Source organism: Flavivirga jejuensis (genome assembly GCF_030540765.1).
Taxonomy (GTDB): domain Bacteria; phylum Bacteroidota; class Bacteroidia; order Flavobacteriales; family Flavobacteriaceae; genus Flavivirga; species Flavivirga jejuensis.
This window is the reverse complement of record NZ_JAUOEL010000006.1, coordinates 324,838-348,829: the sequence shown is the minus strand read 5'-3', so window position 1 is coordinate 348,829 and position 23,992 is coordinate 324,838. Positions and strand designations below refer to the sequence as shown.

Sequence of the window (23,992 nt, the reverse complement as noted above, 5' to 3'; positions counted from 1 at the left end):
GGTTGTAGTAATTGTAGTTGTTCCAAAAATAGTAGTGGTTCCTTCTGTTAAAGAAGAAAAACGCACATCTATATTTTGGTTTAAATGATTCATTATATTCTATAAATACTATTCAAAAGTATTACTTTTAACCCAATAAAAAAATAACTTTTGTTTTTTTATAGTATTCTTATATAGAAGCTATTTTCTTAGAATAAAAATGACGAAAGTAATTGAGAATTGAAAAATTAATAATTGAACGCATCTCACTTTTATAGTAGATCCTAAAAAGTTAAGATGTGTCCATTAATAAAAAGTATAAATGAAACTATTTTCTAAAGAACAAATTTATAAAGGTGATAAACTAACCGCAGCACGTCAAAATATATCCTCAACAGATTTAATGGAGCGTGCTGGTACGCAAATATTTAATTGGATGCACATGCGTATGCAGGGCGCGCAGGTTCCTATACATATATTTTGTGGCATAGGAAATAATGGTGGAGATGGATTGGTACTTGCCAGACATTTAATTTTAGATGGCTATAATGTTAAAACCTATGTTATTAATTGCAGTGATAAACGATCTAAGGATTTTTTAATTAATTATGATAGAATTAAAAACGTTACTAAAGATTGGCCAACACTTTTAAGTTGTACTGAAGATTTTCCTGAAATCCATCAAGATGATATTATTGTGGATGCCGTTTTTGGTATTGGGTTAAACAGGCCTGTAGATGATTGGGTAAAATCATTATTTATTCATTTTAGAAGCACAAAAGCATTTACCTTATCTATTGATATTCCTTCAGGCTTAAGTACAGATAAAGTTCCAGAAGATGAAGATGCTGTTGTTTGGGCAGGATATACACTAAGTTTTGTATCACCTAAATTAGTTTTCTTTTTGCCAGAAACGGCAAAGTATACGGTACAGTGGGAGGTATTAGACATTGGGTTTGACCAAGAGTTTTTATTCACTACTAATACAGAGGTAGAATTAATAGGAAAGCATGAAGTACTACCTTTATATAAACCACGAGAAAAGTTTTCGCATAAAGGGCAGTTTGGTCATAGTCTTATAATTGGAGGTAGTTATGGTAAAATAGGTGCCGTCACATTAGCTAGTAGAGCAGCTCTATCTGCAGGTTCAGGGCTTGTTTCTACATATATTCCTAAATGTGGCTATATCCCTTTACAAACAGCTTTCCCTGAAGCTATGGTAATAACTGATGCCCATGAGGAACTAATCACAGATATTAAATTCGATATCGAACCTACTGTTATTGGCTTTGGAATAGGTGCAGGGATCAATACAAAAACTGTGAATGCTTTTGAAACCTTTTTAAAAGGGAATAAAAAACCTTTAGTTATTGATGCAGATGGGATTAATATTTTATCTAAAAATAAAGCCTTGTTAAAATTACTACCAGCACAAACCATTTTAACACCACATCCTAAAGAGTTGGAACGTTTAATTGGTACTTGGAAAGATGATTTTGATAAGTTGAAAAAAGTAAAAGCGTTTTCAAAAAAACATGCCTGTATTATTGTTATAAAAGGTGCTAATACTATTACCGTGTTTGATGATAAGTTATATGTGAATACCACTGGGAATCCTGGTTTGTCGACTGCTGGAAGTGGCGATGTGTTAACTGGAATTATTACGGGATTGATTTCACAAGGTTATACCCCTTTAGAAGCTGCCATATTTGGAGTGTATTTACATGGTAGATCGGCAGATATTGCTGTTGAAGGCTTGGGCTATCAAAGTTTAATAGCGAGTCATGTTATAGACTATTTGGGAGAAGCTTTTATTGATTTGTTTAAACAGCCAGAACAACCGATACAACAAGAAGAAAAACAAGAACAAGCATAGTTTGAAATAGTTTGGTGCTCCAATCTTGAGGGCGTCTAAAGTTTTTATACACACTTTACAGATAAAAAGATAGTGTCAATTGGAGGGTTTTTTTAATTTGAAACGTTTGCTATTTGATACTATTAATTTGAACCCCAAAAAATATTAAAATTAATGAATTGTGATGATTATTCATCTAAAGATTCTATTTGTGAAGAACATAATTATAACATCGCTTTTAAGAAACATTCTAAGGAAGTTTTTAACTTTTTAATGTACAATTATGGAGATAAACAATTAGCCGAGGACATTATACAAGAATCATTTTTAACATTATGGAAGAACTGCAAAAATGTCCCTTTAAAGAATGTAAGAGCCTATTTGTATACCATTTCTAAAAATAAAATAATTGATGCTTTTAGAAGTAATAAGCATGCTCTAAACTATAAAAAAAACACCACTAAAATTGTAGATAAGCAAACGCCTGAGTATATTTTTGAAGAAAAGGAATTTCATCAAAAACTAAATCGGGTTCTCGATAAAATGCCAGAAAACTACAGGATTCCTTTTTTGTTAAATAGAGTAGATAAAAAGAAATATAGAGAAATCTCTGAAATAATGGATGTTTCAGTAAAATCGGTAGAAAAAAGAATTTTTAATGCCCTAGAATTTCTACAAAAAGAATTACAAATTAATAAAAAACGATTTTAACGGAGGTTTTTTTTAGTTTGAAACGTTACCTGTTTAATTAGTATCTGGTCTGAAATATAGCCATATTATAAAAATAATCTATTTACTATCAGGTACTTAAAATCACTATTATGGAAGAAAATAAATCTAATAATATAGAGAAGTTTTTAAATTTTGAATTGGCTTCAGAAGAAGAGAAGGAAGCTTTTAAGAAAACATCTGATGCTTATTCAGAATATAAAGAAATCATAGAATTATTTGACACTGTTAAATCTGTAGATTATGATGAAGATCGTGTTTTACAAAAATTAGATGCAGCTCGTTTAAAACCATTTGTGAATAAAAAACAAGTCATTCCATTGTATAAAAAGTGGCTACCAATATCTATTGCTGCCTCTATATTACTATTTGTTACAGTGTCTTTATTTAATATAACAAACAATGTTGAATTCCAAACACTAGCAGGCGAGTCTGTACAAATAGCACTTCCAGATACCTCTAAAGTTTGGTTAAATGCAAAATCTGAAGTGACCTATAGTAAAAAATGGAAAAAATCCAGAGCTATAGATCTTGAAGGTGAAGCTTATTTTGAAGTTGCAAAAGGAAAAACATTTACAGTTAATACATCGCAAGGTGTTGTAACTGTTTTGGGTACTAAATTTAATGTAAAACAACGAGACACTTTTTTTGAAGTGCACTGTTATGAAGGAACGGTATCTGTTATATACAAGGGACAAGAAACGATTTTAAAAGCCAACAGTTTTTTTAATTCAAAAGCATTAGATAAAAAGATGCAAAAGGCTACTAATATTAATGATAAACCACATTGGATTGGAAAAACATCAATTTTTGAAAACATACTTATAGATGATGTGATCTCTGATATGAGTATTCAATATGATATTACATTCATTATGGATAACAATTTAAATAAAGATTTAAAATATACAGGGAGTTACCATTATGATGATACGTTAGAAACTGTTTTAGACGTTTTTTGTCAATCATTAGGGGTAGTGTATGTTAAAAAGGGTAAAAGTATTTATTTGAATAAAAAGTAGATGACCCTAAAAAGAAAGCGCGCAACAGATGTATTGACTATATTTTTACTTTTTTCAACTTTTAGTTTTGCGCAAAAACACACCACTATTTTACTTGAAACTCATTTAAAAAAAATCGAGGATTTTTTTAAAGTTTCTTTTAATTATGAATCTTCATTACTTAAAAACAAATTATGCACAGATTGTTTTTATAATGATAAAGTATCTTTAAAGACACATTTAGAGTATTTAGAAAGCCAATTCATGCTTTCTTTTACTATGGTAACTCAAAATAAAATTGTAATTAAATCTTTGAAAAAACATACGTTATACTTTTATGATAGTGATGATGATACACCACTAGAGCATATATTAATAACGGATTTGTTTAAGCAAAAAACATGGATTACAGATAAAGAAGGAAAAGTGTTTTTTGAAGATGAGCTACCAAAAAAAATTTTGATATCACACCTTAGTTATGGGAAACAATATATTGATATTAGTAAGTTAAAGACTAACAAGGTATCTATTACTAAGCAAACTCAAGGGCTAGAAACATTAATCATTTATCCATTCTTTTCTACAGGAACTTTTAAGAAAAATGATGGCACTTTTTTTATAAAAACTAAAGAAGTGGGGACTTTAGCTGGATTAACTTCTCATGATGTTATTAAAAATTTAGAAAACTTACCTCAGGTTAGTAGTAATAGCGAATCCATTTCAGATTTAATCGTAAAAGGCAGTACTCAGGATCAAAATTTATTTGTGTGGAATAACATAAAAGTCTATCAAAACAGTCACTTTTTTGGGTTAATCTCTGCATTTAATGAAAATTTACTTTCTACAATTACTCTGTATGATAATGCCACTCCTGCAAAATATGGAAATAGCACAAGTAGTGTTATTAGTTTAGAGCATGATAAAACGCCTTTAAAAAAAATAACAGGAGGTATAGGGGTTAACTTTTTAAGTGCAGATGGTTATGTTAAAATACCGATAAATAAAACATCTGAATTATTGCTTTCTACAAGAAAATCGTTAACAGATGTTTGGGATTCGCCAACATATATAAATTATGCCAAAAAAGCGTTTCAATCTTCATATATTAGAACATTTGATGCGCTAAATAGAAGTCCTGTTGATACTAAAAAAACGTTTGATTTTCATGATTCGCAAATGAAATACAAATTAGCTATTAATAAATCTAATAGCATCGAATTAAACGTATTGCTTTTAGGAAATAACTTGTCATATACAGAAATAGATGCGCATAATATAAGTGAAGAAAGCAGTTTGAAGCAGGAAAATACTGCTTTAGGTTTAGATTGGCAGCATACTTTTTCGAATAATTCTCAAATAGAGGCTGTTATTAATTATTCAAAATACAAACTGGATTGTGGAAATTTTTTGTTGTCCAGAGATATTTCAAGTTTCCAAAGTAATAGTATTAGAAATTATGAAACGGCTTTAAAATATAGTTCAAAGCCTAAAACTTCAGGAATTACATATGAAGCAGGAATCTCACATGAGCATTTAATGACTGTAAATAGTATCAATAATTTTAATCAGTTTTTTCAAAGTTATATAAAGCAGCAAAGTAACATTTATGGGGTATTTGGAACGCTTAATTATTATAAAAATAAAGTAAAAGCAGGGTTAAATCTAAGAAATGTTTATTATGAATTTTTGAAATCATTTCAAACTGAACCTAGGTTTCATTTAACATATAATCCCCTGCCAGAAATAGATATTCAACTTAGAAGTGAAATAAAAACACAAAATATTTCTCAGGTTATTAATTTGGAAAATAATTTTCTAAGCATAGAAAAGCGAAGGTGGCATCTTGCAAACGATTCTATTGCGCCTTTACAAAAAAGTAAACAGATAGAATTGGCCTTTGGATTCAAAAAAAGAAAGCATATGCTTAATACAAGTATTTACGCTAAAACTGTAAAAGGAATTACTACTAATAATCAAGGTTTTCAAAACCTTAATCAGTTTGAAAATCTTTTTGGATCATACGTTATAAAAGGGTATACCTTCCATTATAATTATAAAAGTCGTCATTTAAATACCTGGTTAAGTTATAATTATAGTATAAATAAATACAAGTTTAAAGACAAAAACCTTAATACGTCCCGCTTTTATAACAACAATGATATGAGGCATAGCCTTATTTCTGGATTGAATATCAAACATAAATCATTAAATTTTTCTTTGGGGATGGTATATAATTCAGGGAAACCTTATACTTCAATAAATAAAGAATCGCCAATTATAATTGATACATTTAATAGGATTAATTATAATGAACCGAACACAGAACGCTTATCGGATTATTTAAGATTTGATATGTCTGTGAGTTATAATTTTGACATTTCACAAAAGATAGATTACAAATTAACATTAGGTTTAATTAATATAGGGAATAGGAAGAATATTCTTAATCGTTACTATACTTTAACAGAAGACAAAGAAGACATAGAAACTTTAAATAGATATGGATTGGAATTTACTCCAAATATATCGCTAAATATTGATTTTTAATACAGCAAATATTTTTTAAGAAATAGAGCGGGTTTTATATTTTACAATCGTTTCCTTAGTAATTCAACCCATAAAATAATAGCATGAAACATTTTTTTGAAACACTATTTATTACAGTATTACTCTTTGGAACTTTTCAATCTTGCGCATCTGAAGAAAGTATGACAAAAGAAATATCAGATGAAAAGATTTCATCGAGCTTGTTAGATATAATATATGTAATAGCGGAGACAAAAAATGATTATAATCTCATTAATTTTGATTGTGAGGATGTATATATTAGTGGTGGTTTCTTAAATAACCAAGGAGATTATTATGGAAGCATTAATATAATAACATCATCATGGAATGATGAATTAATGTCGGATGCTCTAGAACAAATTTATCTTGATACTCACATACGGTTTACTAAAGATGACTTTTATATATCATGTATAACTCCTTCCATCTTTTTTGGTGAGGAATATTCTAACAAAAATGATATTATTGCATATTTTGAAGACTGCAGTTTTGAAGGAGATACAAAAACAAATCCAGAGGTTGGATCAATAAAAGTATCTGATGTTAATTTTAATTGTTCAGGAACTGTGTTTTATCATATAGATATTATAAATAACACTTTATTCACTTTGCCAGTAGAAGAAGGTATAGAGGCTGTGGAGAAGGCTCTGTCATTGCATAATGAAATTAATCATACAGAGTATGTTCTTGATGATCTAAGATCTAGTTATATAACGTTTACATCACCAGGAGGAGCTAACTCTTTTTTATTTGGTAAAACTCAAATAATGGATTATTTTGAAGGTTGCAATAGAGATTATAATGATTGTATAAATTTTAAATATCCTTTTGTAGTAAATAAAATTGATCTTCAAACTGATGATATTATACCTGTAACTGTAACTAGTGATGAAGATTTATTTCAGCAGAATTTTACAGACGTAAATATAGCTATTGATTACCCAATAACTTTGGTTACATTAAATGGGAGTGAATTTATTGTGAATTCTAATAATGAACTTGAAGATGCTTTGACTAACTCTGCTGATTACTGCATTGATGTTGAGGTGTAGTAATTAATCTATAGATGTGAGTTCGATTTAATGCAAGCATATTTATAACGATAAACTCACTAATAGTGTTACATGTCGCCTTGAGCGCAATTGAAAGGTCATTAAAATCTAGATGTTTAAATAGGTTTCGATTGCGATCAGCCTGATAATAAGTTTTAACTTGTTGAAATTCAGATTAATAATTTTGTTCTTATATAGAAACTCTCGTTATAGATTAATATACTTATTATTAAATCTATTTTACTAAAAAAGCCTAAGAAACTTGTCTCTTAGGCTTTTTGCTTTATAAAAGTATATTTAAATATTAAATCTCTAAAGATGTAAAAAGTTCGATTAACTCTGGGCTAGAAGGTCTTGGTGCATCTGCATTAACAACATTACCAACTGGATCTATAAGGATAAAACGAGGAATTCCTTTAATTCCATAGCCTGTTACAAAATCTGACTGCCAATTTTTATCGGCAAGTAATTGAATGCCTCCTAATTCTTTATCTGTAACCATTTTTCTCCAAGCATCATGTTGCCCTTCGTTATCTATCGAGATACTAACAAATTCGATATTTTTTCCATGGTATAGTTTTTCAACTTTTTTAAGATCAGGAATTTCTTTTTTACAAGGACCACACCAAGTAGCCCATACATCAACATAAACATACTTTCCTTTTAGGTCTGCTAATGATGTTGTACCTCCTTTATGATTTTCGTAGTCAACAAATTCTGGAGATGGTTTTCCTATAAAACTAGCTAATTGATTTGCCTGCTCTTTTTGTTGCGTATAAGCTGCTAAAAGGTTTTCATTAATTTTTTCTACACCAGCTTTTTCATTTGCATAAATTAAAGAATCAATATCTTTATTATTCTCTAAAAACTCTGATAATTTATTTTGAATCTCGCCACTTTTAGCTTTAAAAGCTTCTTCTTCTAACTCAAATAAGGCTGGGGTAAAAATAGTTTCTTGAAGTAAAGATTTTTTTGCTAAATAATTACTCGTTTCGGCACCAGTACCTGTGTACTTAATGGTTTCATCAAACTCTTTTGTGTCAAGCGTTATATTAATATCAAATCCATTTTCAAGAAACATATTAGTAGACTCTTTTCCATCAAAAAGGTTATGAACACCAGAAATTACTTTTAAAGTATCACTAAATGTACCATCATCATTAACTTTGATAGTTTTTATATATGTTCGTGTTCTAACAACTAAAGAATCGCTGTTTTTATTGGTGATCTTACCAGACAAAGTCGCATAATCTTTAGGGGCATTTTCACAAGCAGCTAAAGCTATTGTAAGAGTAAAAAGAAGTATTTTTTTCATATTTTTAGTTTATTAATTAACCAAAAGTAAACTTTTATACAAAACAATGTTAATTATTAACATTTTGTTATGTATTTGATTGTTTTTATGCTAAAAAACAGGAAAGAGTAAAATTACTTTTGTTATAATTTAAAGGTTAGTTTTTTATGATCTACTATTCTTGGTATAATATTTAAAGCATACAATTGTTTTTGCACATTCATAATAGTATGCTCATCAATTAAATTTTGAGACCATTCTGTAAGATTCAACCATTCCTGTACGTCTTCAAGTTGCTGTTCATAACGATCTGCAATGGTGTTATCAATATTTGGTATGTCTTTAAATTTAGAGGTTGTATTATTAATGATTTCTAAAATTGTTACCAGATCTTCTTTGTTGGATTCGATAAAATCTTCTCGTACAGCAATTACAAAACAAGGCCATGGAGAAGGGCAATTACCTATTCGTCTAAACGTGCCTTTATCAACTAGTGGCTTGGTAGTGAATTTTTCCCATAAAAAATAATCTGCTTTCCCTGCGGTTAATCCTTCTACAGCACCATCTAAATTTTTTATAATTTCAAAGTCAAGATCTTTTTCTAAATTCCATTCATTATTTTTAGCATTGATATATGCCATTAAATGAGAGCCAGAACCATATCTGCTTATTGCGGCTTTTGTTCCTTTTAAGTCTTCTAAGGTTTTGTAGGGAGCATTATTAGCAACATGAATTCCCCATATTAAAGGAGTTTGCACAAAAGTTTGTACAATTCTACTGGGATTGCCATCGATAACATCTTTTATAATACCTTCTGTGAGTATAACAGCTATATCAATTTCTTTGTTTCGAAGGGCTTTACACATCGCACCTGTTCCGCCAGCGTAATCATGCCAACGTAAATTGATGCCTTCTCTTTTATAGTCGCCATTTTTTAGTGTTAGATACCATGCTAAATTAAAATGCTCTGGTACGCCTCCAATATTTACTTTCTTCATTAAGTCAATCTATTTGGTCTGCAATTTTATCGAGAGTATATTTTATAAGATTTTCAATAAGCTCTGAAGGGTTTTTGCTAAAAGTTCCAGAAGCTCTATTGGCAATTATAGCATTTAGAGATACAGCATGGTGCCCCATTAGTTTTGCCAAGCCATATATCGCAGATGTTTCCATCTCAAAATTTGTTATACGCGTCCCCTTAAAATTAAAAGTGTCCATTTTGTTATTTAAGCTAGGATCTTGAATCCCTAAACGTAAAACACGACCTTGTGGTCCATAAAAACCACCTGCCGTAGCAGTTAGTCCTTTGTGAGTTTTATCACTTTCAAATTGTTTTTCGAGTAAAGCACTATTTTTTATAACTAGAGGTCTTGCTTTATGTGAATGCCAATTTGTTTGTTTTATAAAAGCGGCTTCTACATCAGGATGGCTAATAGTGTTTACTTGATAAGCGTGTAGCATACCATTAAGGTCTAAACCGTAAGTGCTTAAAAGAAAAGAGTCTATAGGAATGTCTTTTTGTAACGAACCAGAGGTTCCTATTCTAATAATATTTAAGCTTGTAATGACTTGTTTTGGAGTTTTGGTAGTTAAATCAATATTAAAAAGGGCATCTAATTCGTTAAGAACAATATCTATATTATCTGGACCAATTCCAGTAGAAATAACAGTTATGCGCTTGCCTTTGTAATGTCCAGTATGCGTTTTAAATTCACGTTTTTGAGTTGAGAACTCAATACTATCAAAATGGTTTGATACTTTTTCAACCCGATCTTGGTCGCCAACAAAAATGATGGTATTCGAAATATTTTCAGGTTTTAAATTTAAATGATAAATACTACCATTTGGATTTAATATTAATTCGGATGCTTTAAGAGGCATTTAGTACTGTTTTTACAAGTTTATTTCGTTTCTTATTAAATTGAAAATCAAATTTTTTAAGACCTCCATAAATCATGTTGTTATCAATTTCAATAGCAAAGTTATGCTGACCTAATAAAGCTTCATGACCTTTTCTATTAAGGGTTAAGTATGCATCTTCTTTTGTGAAAAACACATCAAGTTTTTCTATAATTCTAGAGATTTGGAGATCTCCAAAACCATAATACCCTTGGTAGTTAAGTGCGTATCCTAATAAATGGTGCTTAGATTTTATAGCGTTGTTTTTAACGATTTCTAATACGTTTTTCTCTAGTGCATTTAAACCATAAGTAGAATCTGGAAAGCGTTCTAAGTGCGCCTTTAAACAATTGCTTAAATATTTAAACGATGATACAGTGATAATATAAGGTTTTAGTAAATTGTGATCTTTACCACAATAAATTCCCCAGATGGTTTTAGCCAAATCTAAGTCTTCAGAATTTAATACCACTCTTTTTTTATAGTGATCCATTAATTGCTCTGTATTAAGTTCTGATAAGCCTTTTAGTATTTTACTACCTTCAATTCTACCACTACAAACCAGAGATATAGGAAGATTGATCTTCTTTTGTAAAATAAGGTTAATAACTGCGATCATATTGATATGACAAAATAGATCGTATTCAAACCATAATATGATTTCCGAATATTCTTTGTACGAATCCAGTTTATTTAACTCAAATTTAATTTTATCAGTATCTAGATCGATATCATAAAATGAATTAAAGAACCGTTTTCTGACATCTAAAAAGGCATCAGAATATACCTCCACAACTGTTGGTCCTTCACAAAGCATTTCTTGCCAAGTAAGTTTCTCTCCAACAACATCTAACTCATTTAGAAAGTTTGTTAAAACATCGCCATTAGTGATATGAAGAGGTTGTTTGTTCATAGTTATCCTCCAACACGTTTTACTTTAAAGCCTTTATCTTGAAGTATTTTCATTATTTTATCACGATAGTCGCCTTGAATAATGATTTTGTCGTCTTTAAAACTACCACCAACACTTAGTGTCGTTTTAATCTCTTTAGCTAAAGCTTTAAAATCCTCGTTAGCACCAGTATATCCCTCTAATATAGTAATGGGTTTGCCTTTGCGCTTTTCGTATTTACAAATAATAGGATCGTCTTGCATCCATATTTTAGAAGCTTCACTAGGAACTCTATCAGATTCTGTTTGCACATGATCTGGAAATAAATTTTTTAATTGGTCTTGTAGATCCATTATGTTCAGTGTTCAGTGTTCAGTGTTCAGTGTTCAGTGTTCAGTGTTCAGTGTTCAGTGTTCAGTGTTCAGTGTTCAGTGTTCAGTGTTCAGTGTTCAGTGTTCAGTGTTCAGTGTTCAGTGTTTGGCAAAAAAATATTAAAGTAAGAAAATACTTATTTAATACTGTTTACTGAATACTATTTTTTTATTAAACCCAATTCTATTAATCGTTCATTTAAAAATTCACCAGCAGTGATATCTTCAAAAGCTTTAGGGTTATTATCGTCAATACAGCCTTCTAATACATCTAGTTTCATATCGCTAATAGGATGCATGAAAAAAGGTATAGAGTAACGCGACGTGCCCCAAAGCTCTTTGGGCGGATTTATTACGCGGTGTATCGTGGATTTCAATTTATTATTAGTATGTCTGGAAAGCATATCTCCAACATTAATCATAAGTTCATCGGGCTGTGCCATAGCATCAATCCATTCACCTTTATGGTTTTGTACTTGTAAACCACGACCTTGAGCGCCCATTAATAACGTTATTAAGTTAATATCTCCATGCGCCGCTGCACGAACCGCTTCTTTAGGTTCCTCTTTAATTGGTGGGTAATGAATGGGTCTTAAAATAGAATTTCCATTATAAATAAATGCATCAAAATAAGTTTCTTCAATACCTAAATGTAAAGCCAATGCACGTAATACATACTTTGCTGTTTTTTCAAGCATTTTGTATGTTTCTTTACCTATAGCATTAAATTCAGAAAGCTCATTAACAGTTACATTTTTAGGATATTCTGCTTCAAGTTTGGGATTGTTCTCAACATATTGTCCAAAATGCCAAAACTCTTTTAAATCACCTTCTTTTTTGCCTTTAGCACTTTCTTTTCCGAAAGATACATAACCCCGTTGCCCTCCAATCCCTGGAATTTCATAACGTTGTTTTGTTTCCGTTGGCAAACTAAAAAAGTTTTTAACTTCTTTATATAGATTTTCAACCAAGGTATCATCTAAAAAATGCCCCTTTAAAGCAACAAATCCAATGTCTTCATAAGCTTTTCCAATGGCATTGACGAAATTTTGTTTTTTAACTGGATCATCAGAAATAAAATCGTTTAGATCTACACTAGGTATACTGGTCATGAGTAATTATTTAATATAAGACGTATTACAAATGTACAAAAACATTGTAAAAATTAGATGTTTTGAGTTAAGTGTATTTTTTGAGCTAACAATTGCTTTTTATATTATATTTGATAAAAAAAAGAGATTATTTTTATGAAAATAGCAAAATCTTTAGTTGGCATTGAGTATCATATTGAAAACATTGACACTAGCATATTAGTGTCATTGTATAAAAACATGCTAAAATCGAGATTGATAGAGGAGAAGATGCTTATTTTATTGCGTCAGGGAAAGATTAGTAAATGGTTTTCTGGTATCGGACAAGAAGCGATTGCAGTAGGTGTTACCATGGCGTTAAATAGTAACGAGTATATATTGCCAATGCATAGAAATTTAGGCGTATTTACCTCTCGTGAGATTCCGTTAAATAGATTGTTTGGACAATGGCAAGGAAAAGCTTCTGGTTTTACAAAGGGAAGAGACCGATCTTTCCATTTTGGCACGCAGCAATATAAAATAATCGGGATGATTTCTCATTTAGGACCGCAATTAGGGGTTGCAGATGGTATTGCTTTGGCTTCAAAATTGAAAAATAAAAATGAAGTGACTGCTGTTTTTACAGGAGAGGGCGGTACGAGTGAAGGTGATTTTCATGAAGCATTGAATGTCGCTTCTGTATGGCAATTACCCGTTTTATTTTGTGTTGAAAATAATGGCTATGGGTTATCTACTCCTACAAGCGAGCAGTATAATTGCGAAAATATTGCAGATAGAGGCTTGGGATATGGCATAGAATCACATATAATTGATGGGAATAATATTGTTGAAGTTTATAAAAAAGTTAGCGAAGTAGCACAGAGCGTAAGAGAAAATCCAAGGCCAATTTTGTTAGAGTTTAAAACGTTTAGAATGCGAGGGCATGAAGAGGCCAGTGGTGTTAAATATGTACCAAAAGAGCTTATGGAAACTTGGGCAGCTAAAGATCCCGTTTTAAATTTTGAAACATTTTTAAAAGAAAATGACTTATTAAATAATGCAGAAAACAGATCTATTAAAGTTGAAATTATTGAAGAAATTAATAAAAATTTAGATATCGCTTTCGCGGAAGAAAGTATAATTCCAAATGAAGCAAACGAATTAAATGATGTCTATCAAGAATTTGATTATAAGCATTTTGAGTATGGTGGTGAAACAAAAGAACTCCGTTTTATTGATGCCATTTCTGAAAGTTTAAAACAAAGTATGAAGCAACATGAAGACCTTGTAATTATGGGTCAGGATATTGCAGAATATGGCGGTGCTTTTAAAATAACAGATGGGTTTGTTGGGCAATTTGGAAAAGAACGTGTCCGTAATACACCCATTTGCGAATCGGCTATTGTTGAAACAGCTATGGGCTTATCCATTGCAGGTATTAAAAGTATTGTTGAAATGCAGTTTGCAGATTTTGTCACTTCAGGATTTAATCCAGTTGTTAATTATTTAGCGAAGTCACATTATAGATGGGGACAACAAGCCGATGTTGTTATTAGAATGCCATGTGGAGGTGGTGTTGCTGCAGGCCCCTTTCATTCACAAACTAACGAAGCATGGTTTACAAAAACGCCAGGTTTAAAAGTTATTTATCCCGCGTTTCCTTATGATGCAAAAGGATTATTAAATACAGCAATTAATGATCCGAATCCTGTGTTGTTTTTTGAACATAAGGGCTTATACAGAAGCATTCGCCAAGAAGTACCTACAGATTACTACACACTACCTTTTGGAAAAGCGTCTGTGATTAGAGAAGGTGATGCTATTACCATTATTAGTTATGGTGCTGCGATTCATTGGGCTTTAGAAACTTTGAATAATAACCCTCAAATTTCTGCAGACTTGATAGATTTACGAACACTTCAACCTTTAGACACGGAAACAATATACCAGTCGGTTAGAAAAACAGGAAAAGCTATAGTTTTACATGAAGACTCTCAGTTTGGTGGGATAGCAAGTGATATTTCTGCACTTATAATGGAACATTGTTTTGAGTCTCTTGATGCCCCGGTAAAACGTGTTGCCAGTATGGAAACTCCCATACCATTCGCAAGTCAATTAGAAGATCAATACCTTTCTAAAAATAAGTTTGAAAAAGAATTGAAAACACTTTTAGAGTATTAGTTTCCTTGTAATGTTTATTGAACATGTAACTTTTGTTACAGTTTAGTAAGTTATAAATTGTAATTTTTTGCAAAAATTAATTACTCTATTTTATGAAAAGAAGGAAATTTATTAGAAATACCTTACTTGGTGCCACAGCAACTTTTATAGGTACAGAGATTGTGTTTTCTTCTTCAATACCTAAAAATTATACACCAATTATTCAACAAGATCCAGATCTTTATAAATTATTCAATAAGGATAAGGAGATGACGGTGTTAAATGATAAACCCTGGAATATTGAGGCAAAGGCACATTTATTGGACGATAAAATTACACCCAATAAATACATGTTTATTAGAAACAATGGCATCATTCCTCAAAATATAGATGCATCAAAATGGACACTTATAATAGACGGAGAATCAGTTTTTAAACCTAAAACATACACACTTCAAGATTTAAAAACTAAATTCAAACAGCATACATATCAATTAACTTTAGAATGTGGAGGAAATGGAAGAAGCGAGTTTAATCCACCCGCAAAAGGAAATCAATGGACAGTTGGTGCCGTTTCTTGTGCCGAATGGACAGGAGTTAGATTAAAAGATGTTCTTAAAGATGTAGGGATTAAAGATACCGCTGTTTATATTGGATATCATGCTGCCGATACACATTTAAGTGGCGATCCAGATAAAGAGCCAATATCCAGAGGGGTTCCTATGCATAAAGCCTATCAAGAAGAAACGTTGCTTGCTTTTAAAATGAATGGCGAAGCTATTCCTTTAGCTCATGGATACCCATTACGATTGGTAGCTGGTGGCTGGCCTGCGTCTGCTTCGGGGAAATGGGTAAACAGGATTAGTATTAGAAATAAGGTGCATGATGGTACAAAAATGAAAGCACCTGCATATAGAGTGCCTTGCCACCCAGTAGCTCATGGAGAAAAGGTGAAAGATGACGCCATGTGCATTATAGAAAGTATGCCTGTAAAATCTTTAATTACATATCCTAAGTCTGGAGCTATGATTAGTGAAGGGAACACATTAAACATTCGCGGACATGCCTGGGCTGGTGAATTAGAAGTTCAGAAAATGGCATATTCTATAGATTTTGGAGCTACATGGCATCTATGTGAGATAGCCCCCCCTGTAAATCGTTTAGCATGGCAACATTTTAGCAGTACAGTTAACTTTCCAAAGAAAGGATATTACGAGATTTGGGTCAGAGCAACAGACACAGAAGGATCTAGTCAACCTATGTTATTACCTGGATGGAATCCAAAAGGCTATTTAAATAATGCTTGCCATAGAATTGCTGTTAAAGTTAAATAAATGAATGATAAGAAGTTTAGAAATAACGCAAAGCGCATTTATTTAACACTAACGCTATTTTTTGGATTGTTAATTGTTGGTTTAGGTGGGTTGATTTACAAAATGATAAACCCGTCATTTCTTTCATTTAATGATGAAAACATAACCGAAACATATGTTGAGACCAAAAATCCAGACGTTATTAAAAATGGCATTCATGTGGCTACAGGTTTTAAAGATGATGAAGGACTTTCAATCGTTATAGTAAACTGTACACCATGTCATTCAGCAAAATTGGTTACGCAAAATAGAGCCACTAAAGATGGCTGGATAAGTATTATACGCTGGATGCAGGAAACTCAAAACCTTTGGGACTTAGGTAACAACGAAGATATTATAGTTAATTATCTGGCAAAAAATTACGCTCCCAGTAAAAAAGGAAGGCGAGAAGTATTAACAAAAATTGAATGGTATGATCTGGAGAATTAGTGTATTAACTCTATTGGTGTGCTTTAGCTCTTGTAAAAAAAAATCAAAAGCAAAAAAGGAGCGTATTCCAAAAAAGGCTGTGAATATTGATACCAGATACAACAGTAAAAATCATTTAATTGAATGTGAAGATTTAAAAGTTTTAAATACAGATTCCAATGTTAAGTTAATTGACTTTAGGAGACCTGCGGCATTTTTTAAAGAACACATACCTAATGCCATAAATATTTGGAGAACAGATATTGAAGATTCTTCATTTCCTTATGAAGGTATTATGGCTTCTAAAAATCAAATAGAAAATTTGTTTAGTAGCTTAGGAATTAAAACTAAAGACGAACTTATAATTTATGATGATTCTGGTGCATGTAACGCTTTACGACTATGGTGGGTTCTTAAAAATTATGGTTTTGATCATGTTAAAATATTGAATGGCGGATTTACACAATGGAAATCTATAAAAGGAGCTGTAACGACTGACGTTACTGTATATAGCCCTTCACATTTTAAGTTTCTGAACAATACAAATACATCTTTATATGCTAGTTTAGAGGAAATGAAATCTGTTACAAATAGCAGTTCTAATAGCGTTATTTTGGATACAAGAACAGTTAATGAGTTTTCAGGAAAACGTCAAAAAAAAGGAGCGAGTAGAGCAGGGCATATTCCTAATAGTATATTAATAGATTGGGTTCACGCCATTGACTATAATGGTAATAAAAAATTCAAGCCTTATAAAGAGCTCTTAGAGTTGTACAAACAACATGGAATTACAAAAGAAAAAGCTATTTATGTATATTGTCATTCTGGAGTAAGGTCGGCACATACAACCTTTGTTTTAACAGAATTATTGGGTTTTAAAAATGTAAAAAATTATGATGGTTCTTGGGTTGAGTGGAGTTATTATAAAGATTTACCAATAGAGGAAGATCGTTTAACAACCATATTTAAATAAAATGAATAATTATACGGAAGCGTTTAAAAACGCCTTTTTTGGAACCATTGACTGGACATGGAAATCTATTCTTTTCGAAGTGCCTTGGTATACTAATTATTTCTGGGGTTTAATAGTTATATCTTTAGCAGTTTGGCTTTTAGAAATCCTGTTTCCATGGAGAAAAGAACAAGCTGTTTTCAGGAAAGGGTTTTGGATAGATGCTGTTTATATGTTCTTTAATTTTTTTTTGTTTGCAATTATTATTAGTGGCGTTTATGCGATTATAGAACAACTTTTTTTAAGTGTAGGTATTAGCATGAAATCTGTCGCTCTAATAGATATAAAAGCGTTACCAGTATGGGGGCAATTATTAATATTCTTTTTAGTATTAGATTTTGTACAGTGGTTTACACATGTATTATTACATAGATATCATTTTTTATGGCGTTTTCATAAAGTACATCATTCTGTTAAAGAAATGGGCTTTGCGGCTCATTTACGTTACCATTGGATGGAAAATGTGTTTTATAAACCACTTAAAATATTCGCAGTGATGCTGCTTGGTGGTTTTGAGCCAGAGCAAGCTTTTATAGTACATTTTATAGCCATTACCATTGGTCATTTAAATCATGCTAATATCAAGCTCACTTATGGTCCTTTAAAATATATATTTAACAATCCCGTTATGCATTTGTATCATCATGCATATACGTTGCCAAAAGAACGCCATCATGGTGTTAATTTTGGGATTAGTTTAAGTCTTTGGGATTATATTTTTAAAACAAATTACATCCCAGAAGCCAGTGGAAAATTAGCTTTGGGGTATTCCGACGATACCAAAATGCCAAAAAGCTTTTTGGCACAGTTGCTTTACGGGTTTAGAAGAAACGACTAGTATAGTGCTTTTGTTAAAACTTTTGCTTCATGATTTCTATATTCAGAAAAAAATGTTTCATATTAATTATCATTTTGACCTTTTTTCATTGTAAAAAGGAGGAAAAAAAAGAAGTAGATATTTATGATTGGCATACTATAACTGTTACGGCATCAGCTTATAACTCATTAGCATATCAAACAAATTCTAATCCAAGTATAACAGCCTTTGGAGATAGTTTAAGTCCTGGGATGTCATGTATTGCAGTATCCAGAGATTTGCTTAAAATGGGGCTAAAGCATAACACACCTGTTAAAATTGAAGGCTTTGATAGTATTTACTTGGTTAAAGATAAAATGAATGCACGTTGGAAAAAACATATAGACATTTATATGGGAACGGATATTAAAGCTGCAAGAAATTGGGGCAGAAGAGAGGTGATTATCTCTTATGGTATACTAAAGGAGTGAGAACGATTATATTTAAATAAACTCTTCATTTCATTCTGAACGAACTAACCTTTTACAAACATAGGACAATAGATTTTAGACCTTATTATTTTGTTTCAGCTTCCGGAAGTATAAAAGGATAGGCATCTTTAACTTGTTTTAACTCTTCTTTCGATAGTTTATCAGAAGGCTTTTTTAGTACATTTAAACTATAGGTGTTTCTTAATTCATAATACGACTTTGTTAGTTCGTTTTGTACAGCAATAAATTGTTTGTAGCTCGTTTGTTTGCTGTTTTGTAAGGACACTACTGCCGCTTTAGGATTATCGGATGCGTTTGAGCTTTTTGTACCATTACAATAATTACAACTACCGTCTCCATTATTGTCTAAAAAGCTTTTAGCAATCTCCTTTAATTCAGCAAGAGGAATAACATCGTTTTCTATCATGATGTCATCATTATTGTTTATTACAATACGAAGGATGTTACGTTCATTTATAGGGGTGGTGCAATTCACTTCAGGAGGGCAGTCCTTAGGTAGTAACCTATTAATGCCTTCATCAGAAGATATCGTCGCGGTTACAAGAAAAAAGATAAGTAATAGAAATGCGATGTCTGCCATAGATCCTGCATTTACTTCAGGAATTAGTTTTGAATGCCTCATAATTATAGATTTAAATGTTAATATGCAGAGGAAGTCACAAAAACAATACCGAAATACTAAATATTTCTTTGTTGAGGGGGATGTTTGCTTATAATTAAATATTTACTAATTATTCAATTAATAAACTGTCTAAATTGGTTTATTTATATACTTACAAAGTACATAGATATTACAAAAATAATGACAATAGGAGTAATAGAAATAATGTATCCCATCCAAATATTTCTTTTTTGATATGTTACCAGATAATAGTAGTAATTATAATTTTTTTAGCCTTTCTATTAACATAAAAAAATAGCTCCAAACATTTCGGTTACTCCAAGCTGTCCAGAATTATCATAATTAGAAAGCTTTTTTGTTTTTTATCCATGCCTTTAAGTTAATATGCATAGCGTTTTATTTGTTTTTATCTTAAACTAAGGTTTTACCTTATTTATAATAAGGGAAAACGAGTCAAAATCATTAATTATCAATATTTTACCTTACAAAAAAAAGGTTTTTCCCTTACTAATCCTAAGGCGAAACCTTAGCCTTTTCTTACAAAAATTTCAGAACTTTATGAGCACATTACAAACCATAAATTAATGACTTATGAATATGCGATTATTGTTCTTGTTAATTTTTTCTCTAGCTTTTGAAAATGGTATAGCCCAAGACTCTTACCCAAATGTGGTACCACCAGATCCTGTATCTGCACAATTTCAAAAGTATTTAGGCTATCCTGTATCTTACGCTACAGGTATCCCTCAAATAAATATCCCTTTGTATACTATGAATGCTGCTGGCGTAAGTATTCCATTTAGTTTAAGCTATCACTCCTCTGGTATTAAGGTAGATGAAGTAATGGGGTCTATAGGTTTTGGTTGGTCGATGTTTCCTGGATTTAAGATTACACGAACTGTTATGGGGAGACCAGATGATGAATTCCCTACCAACGACATTAGACCTCTAGGTAGTTATGATTGGCAAGCCGAGAACGCAGAAATAAGTGCACTAAAAAATGATGTTAATTTTGTGCCTGATTCTTATTTTGAATATTTATACAAAATTACACCACGTAAACTCCAAGACGGTATGTTTGGAGCCTCTACCCCACATAGTTCAGCCCCAGCAGACGGACAAAACGATATTTTCACAATACACCTTCCTAATGTAAATGCCACCTTTATTTTGGAGTGGATAGGTAACGAATTAAAAGCAACTACAATTCCAGAATCTTCCATTAAAATAGATGTCTTAGAAATAGATTCCTACGGAAGATTTAATTCTTTTGAGGTTACCGATGAAGATGGCGTATTGTATACGTTTGGAAATTCGGATAATCTTAATAATAATGACGAACATTATGAGTACAATGAAGACTCAGAAGCTGTAACTAGTTGGTTATTAAAAGAAATAAACCCTCCAGGGATAAATAATAAAATAACATTTAATTACAATGCTCCTTTTAATGTAAGTTATCAAGCTGATCTTTCCCCAACAATTGGTTTTGTAGACGAAATATTTGGAAATAGTATTTATTACGATGGCTTTGATCATAGCGTTAACCTAAATGCTAATCCACCACCAGTTACTTATAACAGTACAATTTATTTTCCTCAGATATTTTCGATAAAAAGTATCTCTAATATTACTTATGAGACAGGGGAAAGCATAAGTTTTAATTACTCAACAATAACAAATCTCTATGATGCTCTTGATAATATAACATTTAAAAACAGAGACAATACCACTGTAAAAACAGTAGATTTTGAGCGCGTAAACAAACAACTAAAAAAACTTACGGTAAGTGGTGAGGGCGCTTATGAATTTAGTTATGATGAACAAGATATATCAGATCCAGCTGGTCGTTTTATTGGTAGAGATTATTTAGGGCTTTTTAATGGTAATTTTAGTAGCATAAGTGCAGTTCCAGAAATGTATATTTATTTTGATTCTTATACCACAAATGGCTTAACTCCTAAAAAAATTGGCCATTTAAACCCTGTATTTGACCCTGTAAAATCACAAGCTCGTATTTTAAAAAATATTATATACCCTACTGGAGGGCAAACCAGTTTTGAATACGAACCAAATGTTTATGAGACAGTGACAGAGGGTGTGGTTTGTGGTATGGGCTTACGAATTAAGAAAATAGATACGCATGATCCAGTTTCAAATAAAACACTAACCAAAAGTTATAAATATGGACAAAATGAATCGGGTATAGGCAATAGTACCTTACCAAACATTGGGCTTGGTGGGCAATCTGATTATGCTAATGCTTACATAACACAACGGACTGCTCTTAATGAGACTACTGGTATGACTAATACTGGAGGAAGTTATAGATATAGAACTATAAGTCCTTATGCTAAAACTAATATTACTACAGAACCAATTATTTGGTACGATCAAGTAACAGAATATAGTAATGGAGGAAAAACGATTTTCGATTATGAATTCACGAGTTCTGAATACCTCGTGCATTTAGATGGCTCAACGCCTACTAATAGTTTAGACTCCAAAAGTACTCCGATTTTTTTTCCAGATGTTTTTCGTAACATAGGGAGTGCTCCCAGATTAATACGTCAAGAAATAAAAGACTCCAACGATAATACACTAAAACTTATAGAAAACAACTATTCTGATAACTTAAGACTTGTTAGAAATATATTTTCCCGAGTAAGTGTTTGGCTTGAAGGTGTTTCAGGTTTACCTGAATCCCTGTTAAACACTATTTCTATTCTTCCAAATTCACCATTATACACATATGTTGGCAAGTATGGATTCTTGAAAGCAGATAATTATTGGTTAGAACTAAAAGACAACAGGCTAACTTCTACCAAACAAACCGATTATAGAGATGGTGAAGAAATAGTTAATGAGACCACTTTTGTTTATGATAATACCTACACGTTTAATTTAAAATCTAAAACTGTAACTACTAGTGATGGAGGCACATTAACCGAAAAATATTATTACCCAGTAGGTGATGCTATTCCAGATAGAACTAATTTAACTACAGATCAAGAAAACATGGTAAATACCTTTGCTGCTAGTAAAAATTATCATGGTCGTGTTATAGAAAAAGAAGTTTACAAAAACAACACTTTATTAAATAAAGAGCTTTACGGTTATAAAGATTGGGGAAATACTATTTATAAACTTGAAAATGTATATACTAAAAAAGGACCCTCTGGTTTTCAATCACTCTATACTATAGAAGATTATGATGATAAAGGGAATATTCTAGATGTTTCTAAGGAAGACGGCACACATGCATCGTATATATGGGGTTATGATAAGCAATATCCTATTGCTAAAATTGAAAATGCTGATTATAGTGATATTGCGTCTGCTTTAAGCATTTCACCAACCACATTAGAAACCTATGATGAATCTAATATGTCTATTATTAATGGACTTAGAACCAATGCATCAATGGAAAACAGTATGATTACTACCTATACTTATAAACCTTTAGTAGGTATTACTAGTGTTACAGATTCTAAAGATTATACCGTCAATTATAATTATAATGCTGACAATAAGTTAGAGAGCATTAAAGATGATGAAGGAAAAGTAATCAGTGATTATGAATACCATTATATCCCCTATGGGACTTACGACCCCATTCCCGTTCCTGCTTATTCAGGAGATTTAAATTGTGGAGGAGGACAAACGCTTCTTGGAGATAATGCCCCATATGGCACCTATAGTATTACTCCAAGTTCTCATGATTTTCTTTTAAGTGATGTTGGTTCTACGAATACGATGACTTTTGTTATTGAAAATACTACACCAGCTGTTTATTTAGGAAGTACGCTTACTATCAGCGCAATAAACCTTCCTAACGGCTTTGAATTTGCCAATACTAGTTCGACACCACCTTTTACAGTAACTAGAGGCACACCAAAAAATATTCAAATATCTTTTAAACCTACAGCAGTTACTACATATTCTGGAATAGCAGATATTTCAGGTGCTTCTGGTCCTAATTTACAACTATCAGGAGAGGGAAGAGCTGCTAGTAATACAGGAACTAGAATTATAGATATTAGATATAATGGCGCGAGTATAAATAGTTTAGATTTTGGTACTATTTATAATAATGGAACCACTGAAGAAGAATCTGCTTTTAGGACTATTGAAGTTTATAATACAGGAACTTCTACTTTAACCCTTAGTAATGCTAATAATAATAACTCATTGATTTTTATATCTAATTATGGATTTCCCTACACAATAGCACCAGGAGCATATATTTCTTTTGAAATTGAATTTATATTATCTAATAATAATAGTTATCCAGAATCGCAATCAGCAGTATTTAGTTTTATATCAGATAAAACAGGCGGTAATAATGGACTCCTGTTTTCGGGGATAATAGATGAATATTAAAATAGCTAAATTTTTA

General features: G+C 31.5%; 19 protein-coding genes. 12 read left to right on the top strand and 7 right to left on the bottom strand.

Annotated elements, in window-relative coordinates; all coding sequences use genetic code 11:
- Positions 1-301: 301 nt before the first annotated feature.
- The 5 genes from Q4Q40_RS17610 to Q4Q40_RS17590 all read left to right on the top strand — a co-directional run bounded on the left by Q4Q40_RS17610 (position 302) and on the right by Q4Q40_RS17590 (position 7,184).
- The gene (locus Q4Q40_RS17610; RefSeq protein WP_303303268.1) at positions 302-1,855 is read left to right on the top strand and encodes an NAD(P)H-hydrate dehydratase; all 1,554 of its coding nucleotides are present in this window, start codon (positions 302-304) and stop codon (positions 1,853-1,855) included.
- Between the two features lie 153 nt (positions 1,856-2,008).
- Positions 2,009-2,545, top strand: coding sequence for an RNA polymerase sigma factor (locus Q4Q40_RS17605; protein WP_303303267.1), 537 nt, complete (start codon positions 2,009-2,011; stop codon positions 2,543-2,545).
- A gap of 110 nt (positions 2,546-2,655) precedes the next feature.
- Positions 2,656-3,585: a FecR family protein gene (locus tag Q4Q40_RS17600; RefSeq protein ID WP_303303266.1), complete on the top strand. Its 930-nt coding sequence runs from the start codon at positions 2,656-2,658 to the stop codon at positions 3,583-3,585.
- Positions 3,586-6,111 carry a TonB-dependent receptor plug domain-containing protein gene (locus tag Q4Q40_RS17595; RefSeq protein WP_303303265.1) on the top strand — a complete coding sequence of 842 codons (2,526 nt, stop codon included), beginning with the start codon at positions 3,586-3,588 and terminating at the stop codon, positions 6,109-6,111.
- Between the two features lie 83 nt (positions 6,112-6,194).
- Complete coding sequence (locus tag Q4Q40_RS17590; RefSeq protein ID WP_303303264.1) at positions 6,195-7,184, top strand: hypothetical protein; 990 nt, start codon at positions 6,195-6,197, stop codon at positions 7,182-7,184.
- A gap of 304 nt (positions 7,185-7,488) precedes the next feature.
- Here Q4Q40_RS17590 and Q4Q40_RS17585 read toward each other — a convergent pair whose 3' ends face one another.
- The 6 genes from Q4Q40_RS17585 to Q4Q40_RS17560 all read right to left on the bottom strand — a co-directional run bounded on the left by Q4Q40_RS17585 (position 7,489) and on the right by Q4Q40_RS17560 (position 12,752).
- Positions 7,489-8,499, bottom strand: a complete 1,011-nt coding sequence (locus tag Q4Q40_RS17585) for a TlpA family protein disulfide reductase (RefSeq protein WP_303303263.1) — start codon at positions 8,497-8,499, stop codon at positions 7,489-7,491.
- 122 nt (positions 8,500-8,621) lie between these two features.
- On the bottom strand, positions 8,622-9,476 hold the full coding sequence (locus Q4Q40_RS17580; protein ID WP_303303262.1) for a substrate-binding domain-containing protein: 855 nt from the start codon (positions 9,474-9,476) through the stop codon (positions 8,622-8,624).
- A 4-nt stretch (positions 9,477-9,480) separates the two neighbouring features.
- On the bottom strand, positions 9,481-10,359 hold the full coding sequence (locus Q4Q40_RS17575; protein WP_303303261.1) for a nucleoside phosphorylase: 879 nt from the start codon (positions 10,357-10,359) through the stop codon (positions 9,481-9,483).
- A complete protein-coding gene (locus tag Q4Q40_RS17570) occupies positions 10,349-11,290 on the bottom strand; it encodes a DUF1835 domain-containing protein (protein WP_303303260.1) in 942 nt (313 codons plus the stop codon). The genes Q4Q40_RS17575 and Q4Q40_RS17570 overlap by 11 nt, the downstream gene beginning before the upstream one ends.
- A 2-nt stretch (positions 11,291-11,292) precedes the next feature.
- Positions 11,293-11,622 (bottom strand): translation initiation factor, encoded by a 330-nt coding sequence (locus Q4Q40_RS17565; protein ID WP_303303258.1) that lies wholly within the window; start codon positions 11,620-11,622, stop codon positions 11,293-11,295.
- Positions 11,623-11,801: 179 nt separating this feature from the next.
- Positions 11,802-12,752, bottom strand: coding sequence for an isopenicillin N synthase family dioxygenase (locus tag Q4Q40_RS17560; RefSeq protein ID WP_303303256.1), 951 nt, complete (start codon positions 12,750-12,752; stop codon positions 11,802-11,804).
- Positions 12,753-12,887: 135 nt separating this feature from the next.
- Here Q4Q40_RS17560 and Q4Q40_RS17555 point away from each other — a divergent pair, with 135 nt between their 5' ends.
- The 6 genes from Q4Q40_RS17555 (at position 12,888) to Q4Q40_RS17530 (ending at position 18,950) form a co-directional block, all read left to right on the top strand.
- The gene (locus Q4Q40_RS17555; RefSeq protein WP_303303254.1) at positions 12,888-14,891 is read left to right on the top strand and encodes an alpha-ketoacid dehydrogenase subunit alpha/beta; all 2,004 of its coding nucleotides are present in this window, start codon (positions 12,888-12,890) and stop codon (positions 14,889-14,891) included.
- 92 nt (positions 14,892-14,983) lie between these two features.
- Positions 14,984-16,204 (top strand): sulfite oxidase, encoded by a 1,221-nt coding sequence (locus Q4Q40_RS17550; RefSeq protein WP_303303253.1) that lies wholly within the window; start codon positions 14,984-14,986, stop codon positions 16,202-16,204.
- On the top strand, positions 16,205-16,672 hold the full coding sequence (locus tag Q4Q40_RS17545; RefSeq protein ID WP_303303252.1) for a monoheme cytochrome C: 468 nt from the start codon (positions 16,205-16,207) through the stop codon (positions 16,670-16,672).
- Positions 16,656-17,624, top strand: coding sequence for a sulfurtransferase (locus Q4Q40_RS17540; RefSeq protein WP_303303251.1), 969 nt, complete (start codon positions 16,656-16,658; stop codon positions 17,622-17,624). The genes Q4Q40_RS17545 and Q4Q40_RS17540 overlap by 17 nt, the downstream gene beginning before the upstream one ends.
- Before the next feature lies 1 nt (position 17,625).
- Positions 17,626-18,501 carry a sterol desaturase family protein gene (locus Q4Q40_RS17535; protein WP_303303250.1) on the top strand — a complete coding sequence of 292 codons (876 nt, stop codon included), beginning with the start codon at positions 17,626-17,628 and terminating at the stop codon, positions 18,499-18,501.
- Positions 18,502-18,530: 29 nt separating this feature from the next.
- The gene (locus Q4Q40_RS17530; RefSeq protein WP_303303249.1) at positions 18,531-18,950 is read left to right on the top strand and encodes a 3D domain-containing protein; all 420 of its coding nucleotides are present in this window, start codon (positions 18,531-18,533) and stop codon (positions 18,948-18,950) included.
- A gap of 85 nt (positions 18,951-19,035) precedes the next feature.
- Here the strand turns inward: Q4Q40_RS17530 and Q4Q40_RS17525 are convergent, their stop codons facing one another.
- On the bottom strand, positions 19,036-19,593 hold the full coding sequence (locus Q4Q40_RS17525) for an ExbD/TolR family protein (protein ID WP_303303248.1): 558 nt from the start codon (positions 19,591-19,593) through the stop codon (positions 19,036-19,038).
- A gap of 591 nt (positions 19,594-20,184) precedes the next feature.
- On the opposite strand from Q4Q40_RS17525, the gene Q4Q40_RS17520 reads away from it, so the two are divergent.
- Complete coding sequence (locus Q4Q40_RS17520; RefSeq protein WP_303303247.1) at positions 20,185-23,976, top strand: hypothetical protein; 3,792 nt, start codon at positions 20,185-20,187, stop codon at positions 23,974-23,976.
- The last annotated feature ends 16 nt before the right edge of the window (positions 23,977-23,992 follow it).

What these genes read in the sequence shown, in the direction of transcription:
- Q4Q40_RS17530 (WP_303303249.1), top strand. Translation starts at nt 18,531, where the DNA reads ATGATTTCTATATTCAGAAAAAAATGTTTCATATTAATTATCATTTTG.
- Q4Q40_RS17580 (WP_303303262.1), bottom strand. Translation starts at nt 9,476, where the DNA reads ATGAAGAAAGTAAATATTGGAGGCGTACCAGAGCATTTTAATTTAGCA.
- Q4Q40_RS17605 (WP_303303267.1), top strand. Translation starts at nt 2,009, where the DNA reads ATGAATTGTGATGATTATTCATCTAAAGATTCTATTTGTGAAGAACAT.
- Q4Q40_RS17525 (WP_303303248.1), bottom strand. Translation starts at nt 19,593, where the DNA reads ATGAGGCATTCAAAACTAATTCCTGAAGTAAATGCAGGATCTATGGCA.
- Q4Q40_RS17560 (WP_303303256.1), bottom strand. Translation starts at nt 12,752, where the DNA reads ATGACCAGTATACCTAGTGTAGATCTAAACGATTTTATTTCTGATGAT.
- Q4Q40_RS17570 (WP_303303260.1), bottom strand. Translation starts at nt 11,290, where the DNA reads ATGAACAAACAACCTCTTCATATCACTAATGGCGATGTTTTAACAAAC.
- Q4Q40_RS17545 (WP_303303252.1), top strand. Translation starts at nt 16,205, where the DNA reads ATGAATGATAAGAAGTTTAGAAATAACGCAAAGCGCATTTATTTAACA.
- Q4Q40_RS17535 (WP_303303250.1), top strand. Translation starts at nt 17,626, where the DNA reads ATGAATAATTATACGGAAGCGTTTAAAAACGCCTTTTTTGGAACCATT.
- Q4Q40_RS17575 (WP_303303261.1), bottom strand. Translation starts at nt 10,359, where the DNA reads ATGCCTCTTAAAGCATCCGAATTAATATTAAATCCAAATGGTAGTATT.
- Q4Q40_RS17585 (WP_303303263.1), bottom strand. Translation starts at nt 8,499, where the DNA reads ATGAAAAAAATACTTCTTTTTACTCTTACAATAGCTTTAGCTGCTTGT.
- Q4Q40_RS17565 (WP_303303258.1), bottom strand. Translation starts at nt 11,622, where the DNA reads ATGGATCTACAAGACCAATTAAAAAATTTATTTCCAGATCATGTGCAA.
- Q4Q40_RS17610 (WP_303303268.1), top strand. Translation starts at nt 302, where the DNA reads ATGAAACTATTTTCTAAAGAACAAATTTATAAAGGTGATAAACTAACC.
- Q4Q40_RS17520 (WP_303303247.1), top strand. Translation starts at nt 20,185, where the DNA reads ATGAATATGCGATTATTGTTCTTGTTAATTTTTTCTCTAGCTTTTGAA.
- Q4Q40_RS17550 (WP_303303253.1), top strand. Translation starts at nt 14,984, where the DNA reads ATGAAAAGAAGGAAATTTATTAGAAATACCTTACTTGGTGCCACAGCA.
- Q4Q40_RS17600 (WP_303303266.1), top strand. Translation starts at nt 2,656, where the DNA reads ATGGAAGAAAATAAATCTAATAATATAGAGAAGTTTTTAAATTTTGAA.
- Q4Q40_RS17595 (WP_303303265.1), top strand. Translation starts at nt 3,586, where the DNA reads ATGACCCTAAAAAGAAAGCGCGCAACAGATGTATTGACTATATTTTTA.
- Q4Q40_RS17555 (WP_303303254.1), top strand. Translation starts at nt 12,888, where the DNA reads ATGAAAATAGCAAAATCTTTAGTTGGCATTGAGTATCATATTGAAAAC.
- Q4Q40_RS17540 (WP_303303251.1), top strand. Translation starts at nt 16,656, where the DNA reads ATGATCTGGAGAATTAGTGTATTAACTCTATTGGTGTGCTTTAGCTCT.
- Q4Q40_RS17590 (WP_303303264.1), top strand. Translation starts at nt 6,195, where the DNA reads ATGAAACATTTTTTTGAAACACTATTTATTACAGTATTACTCTTTGGA.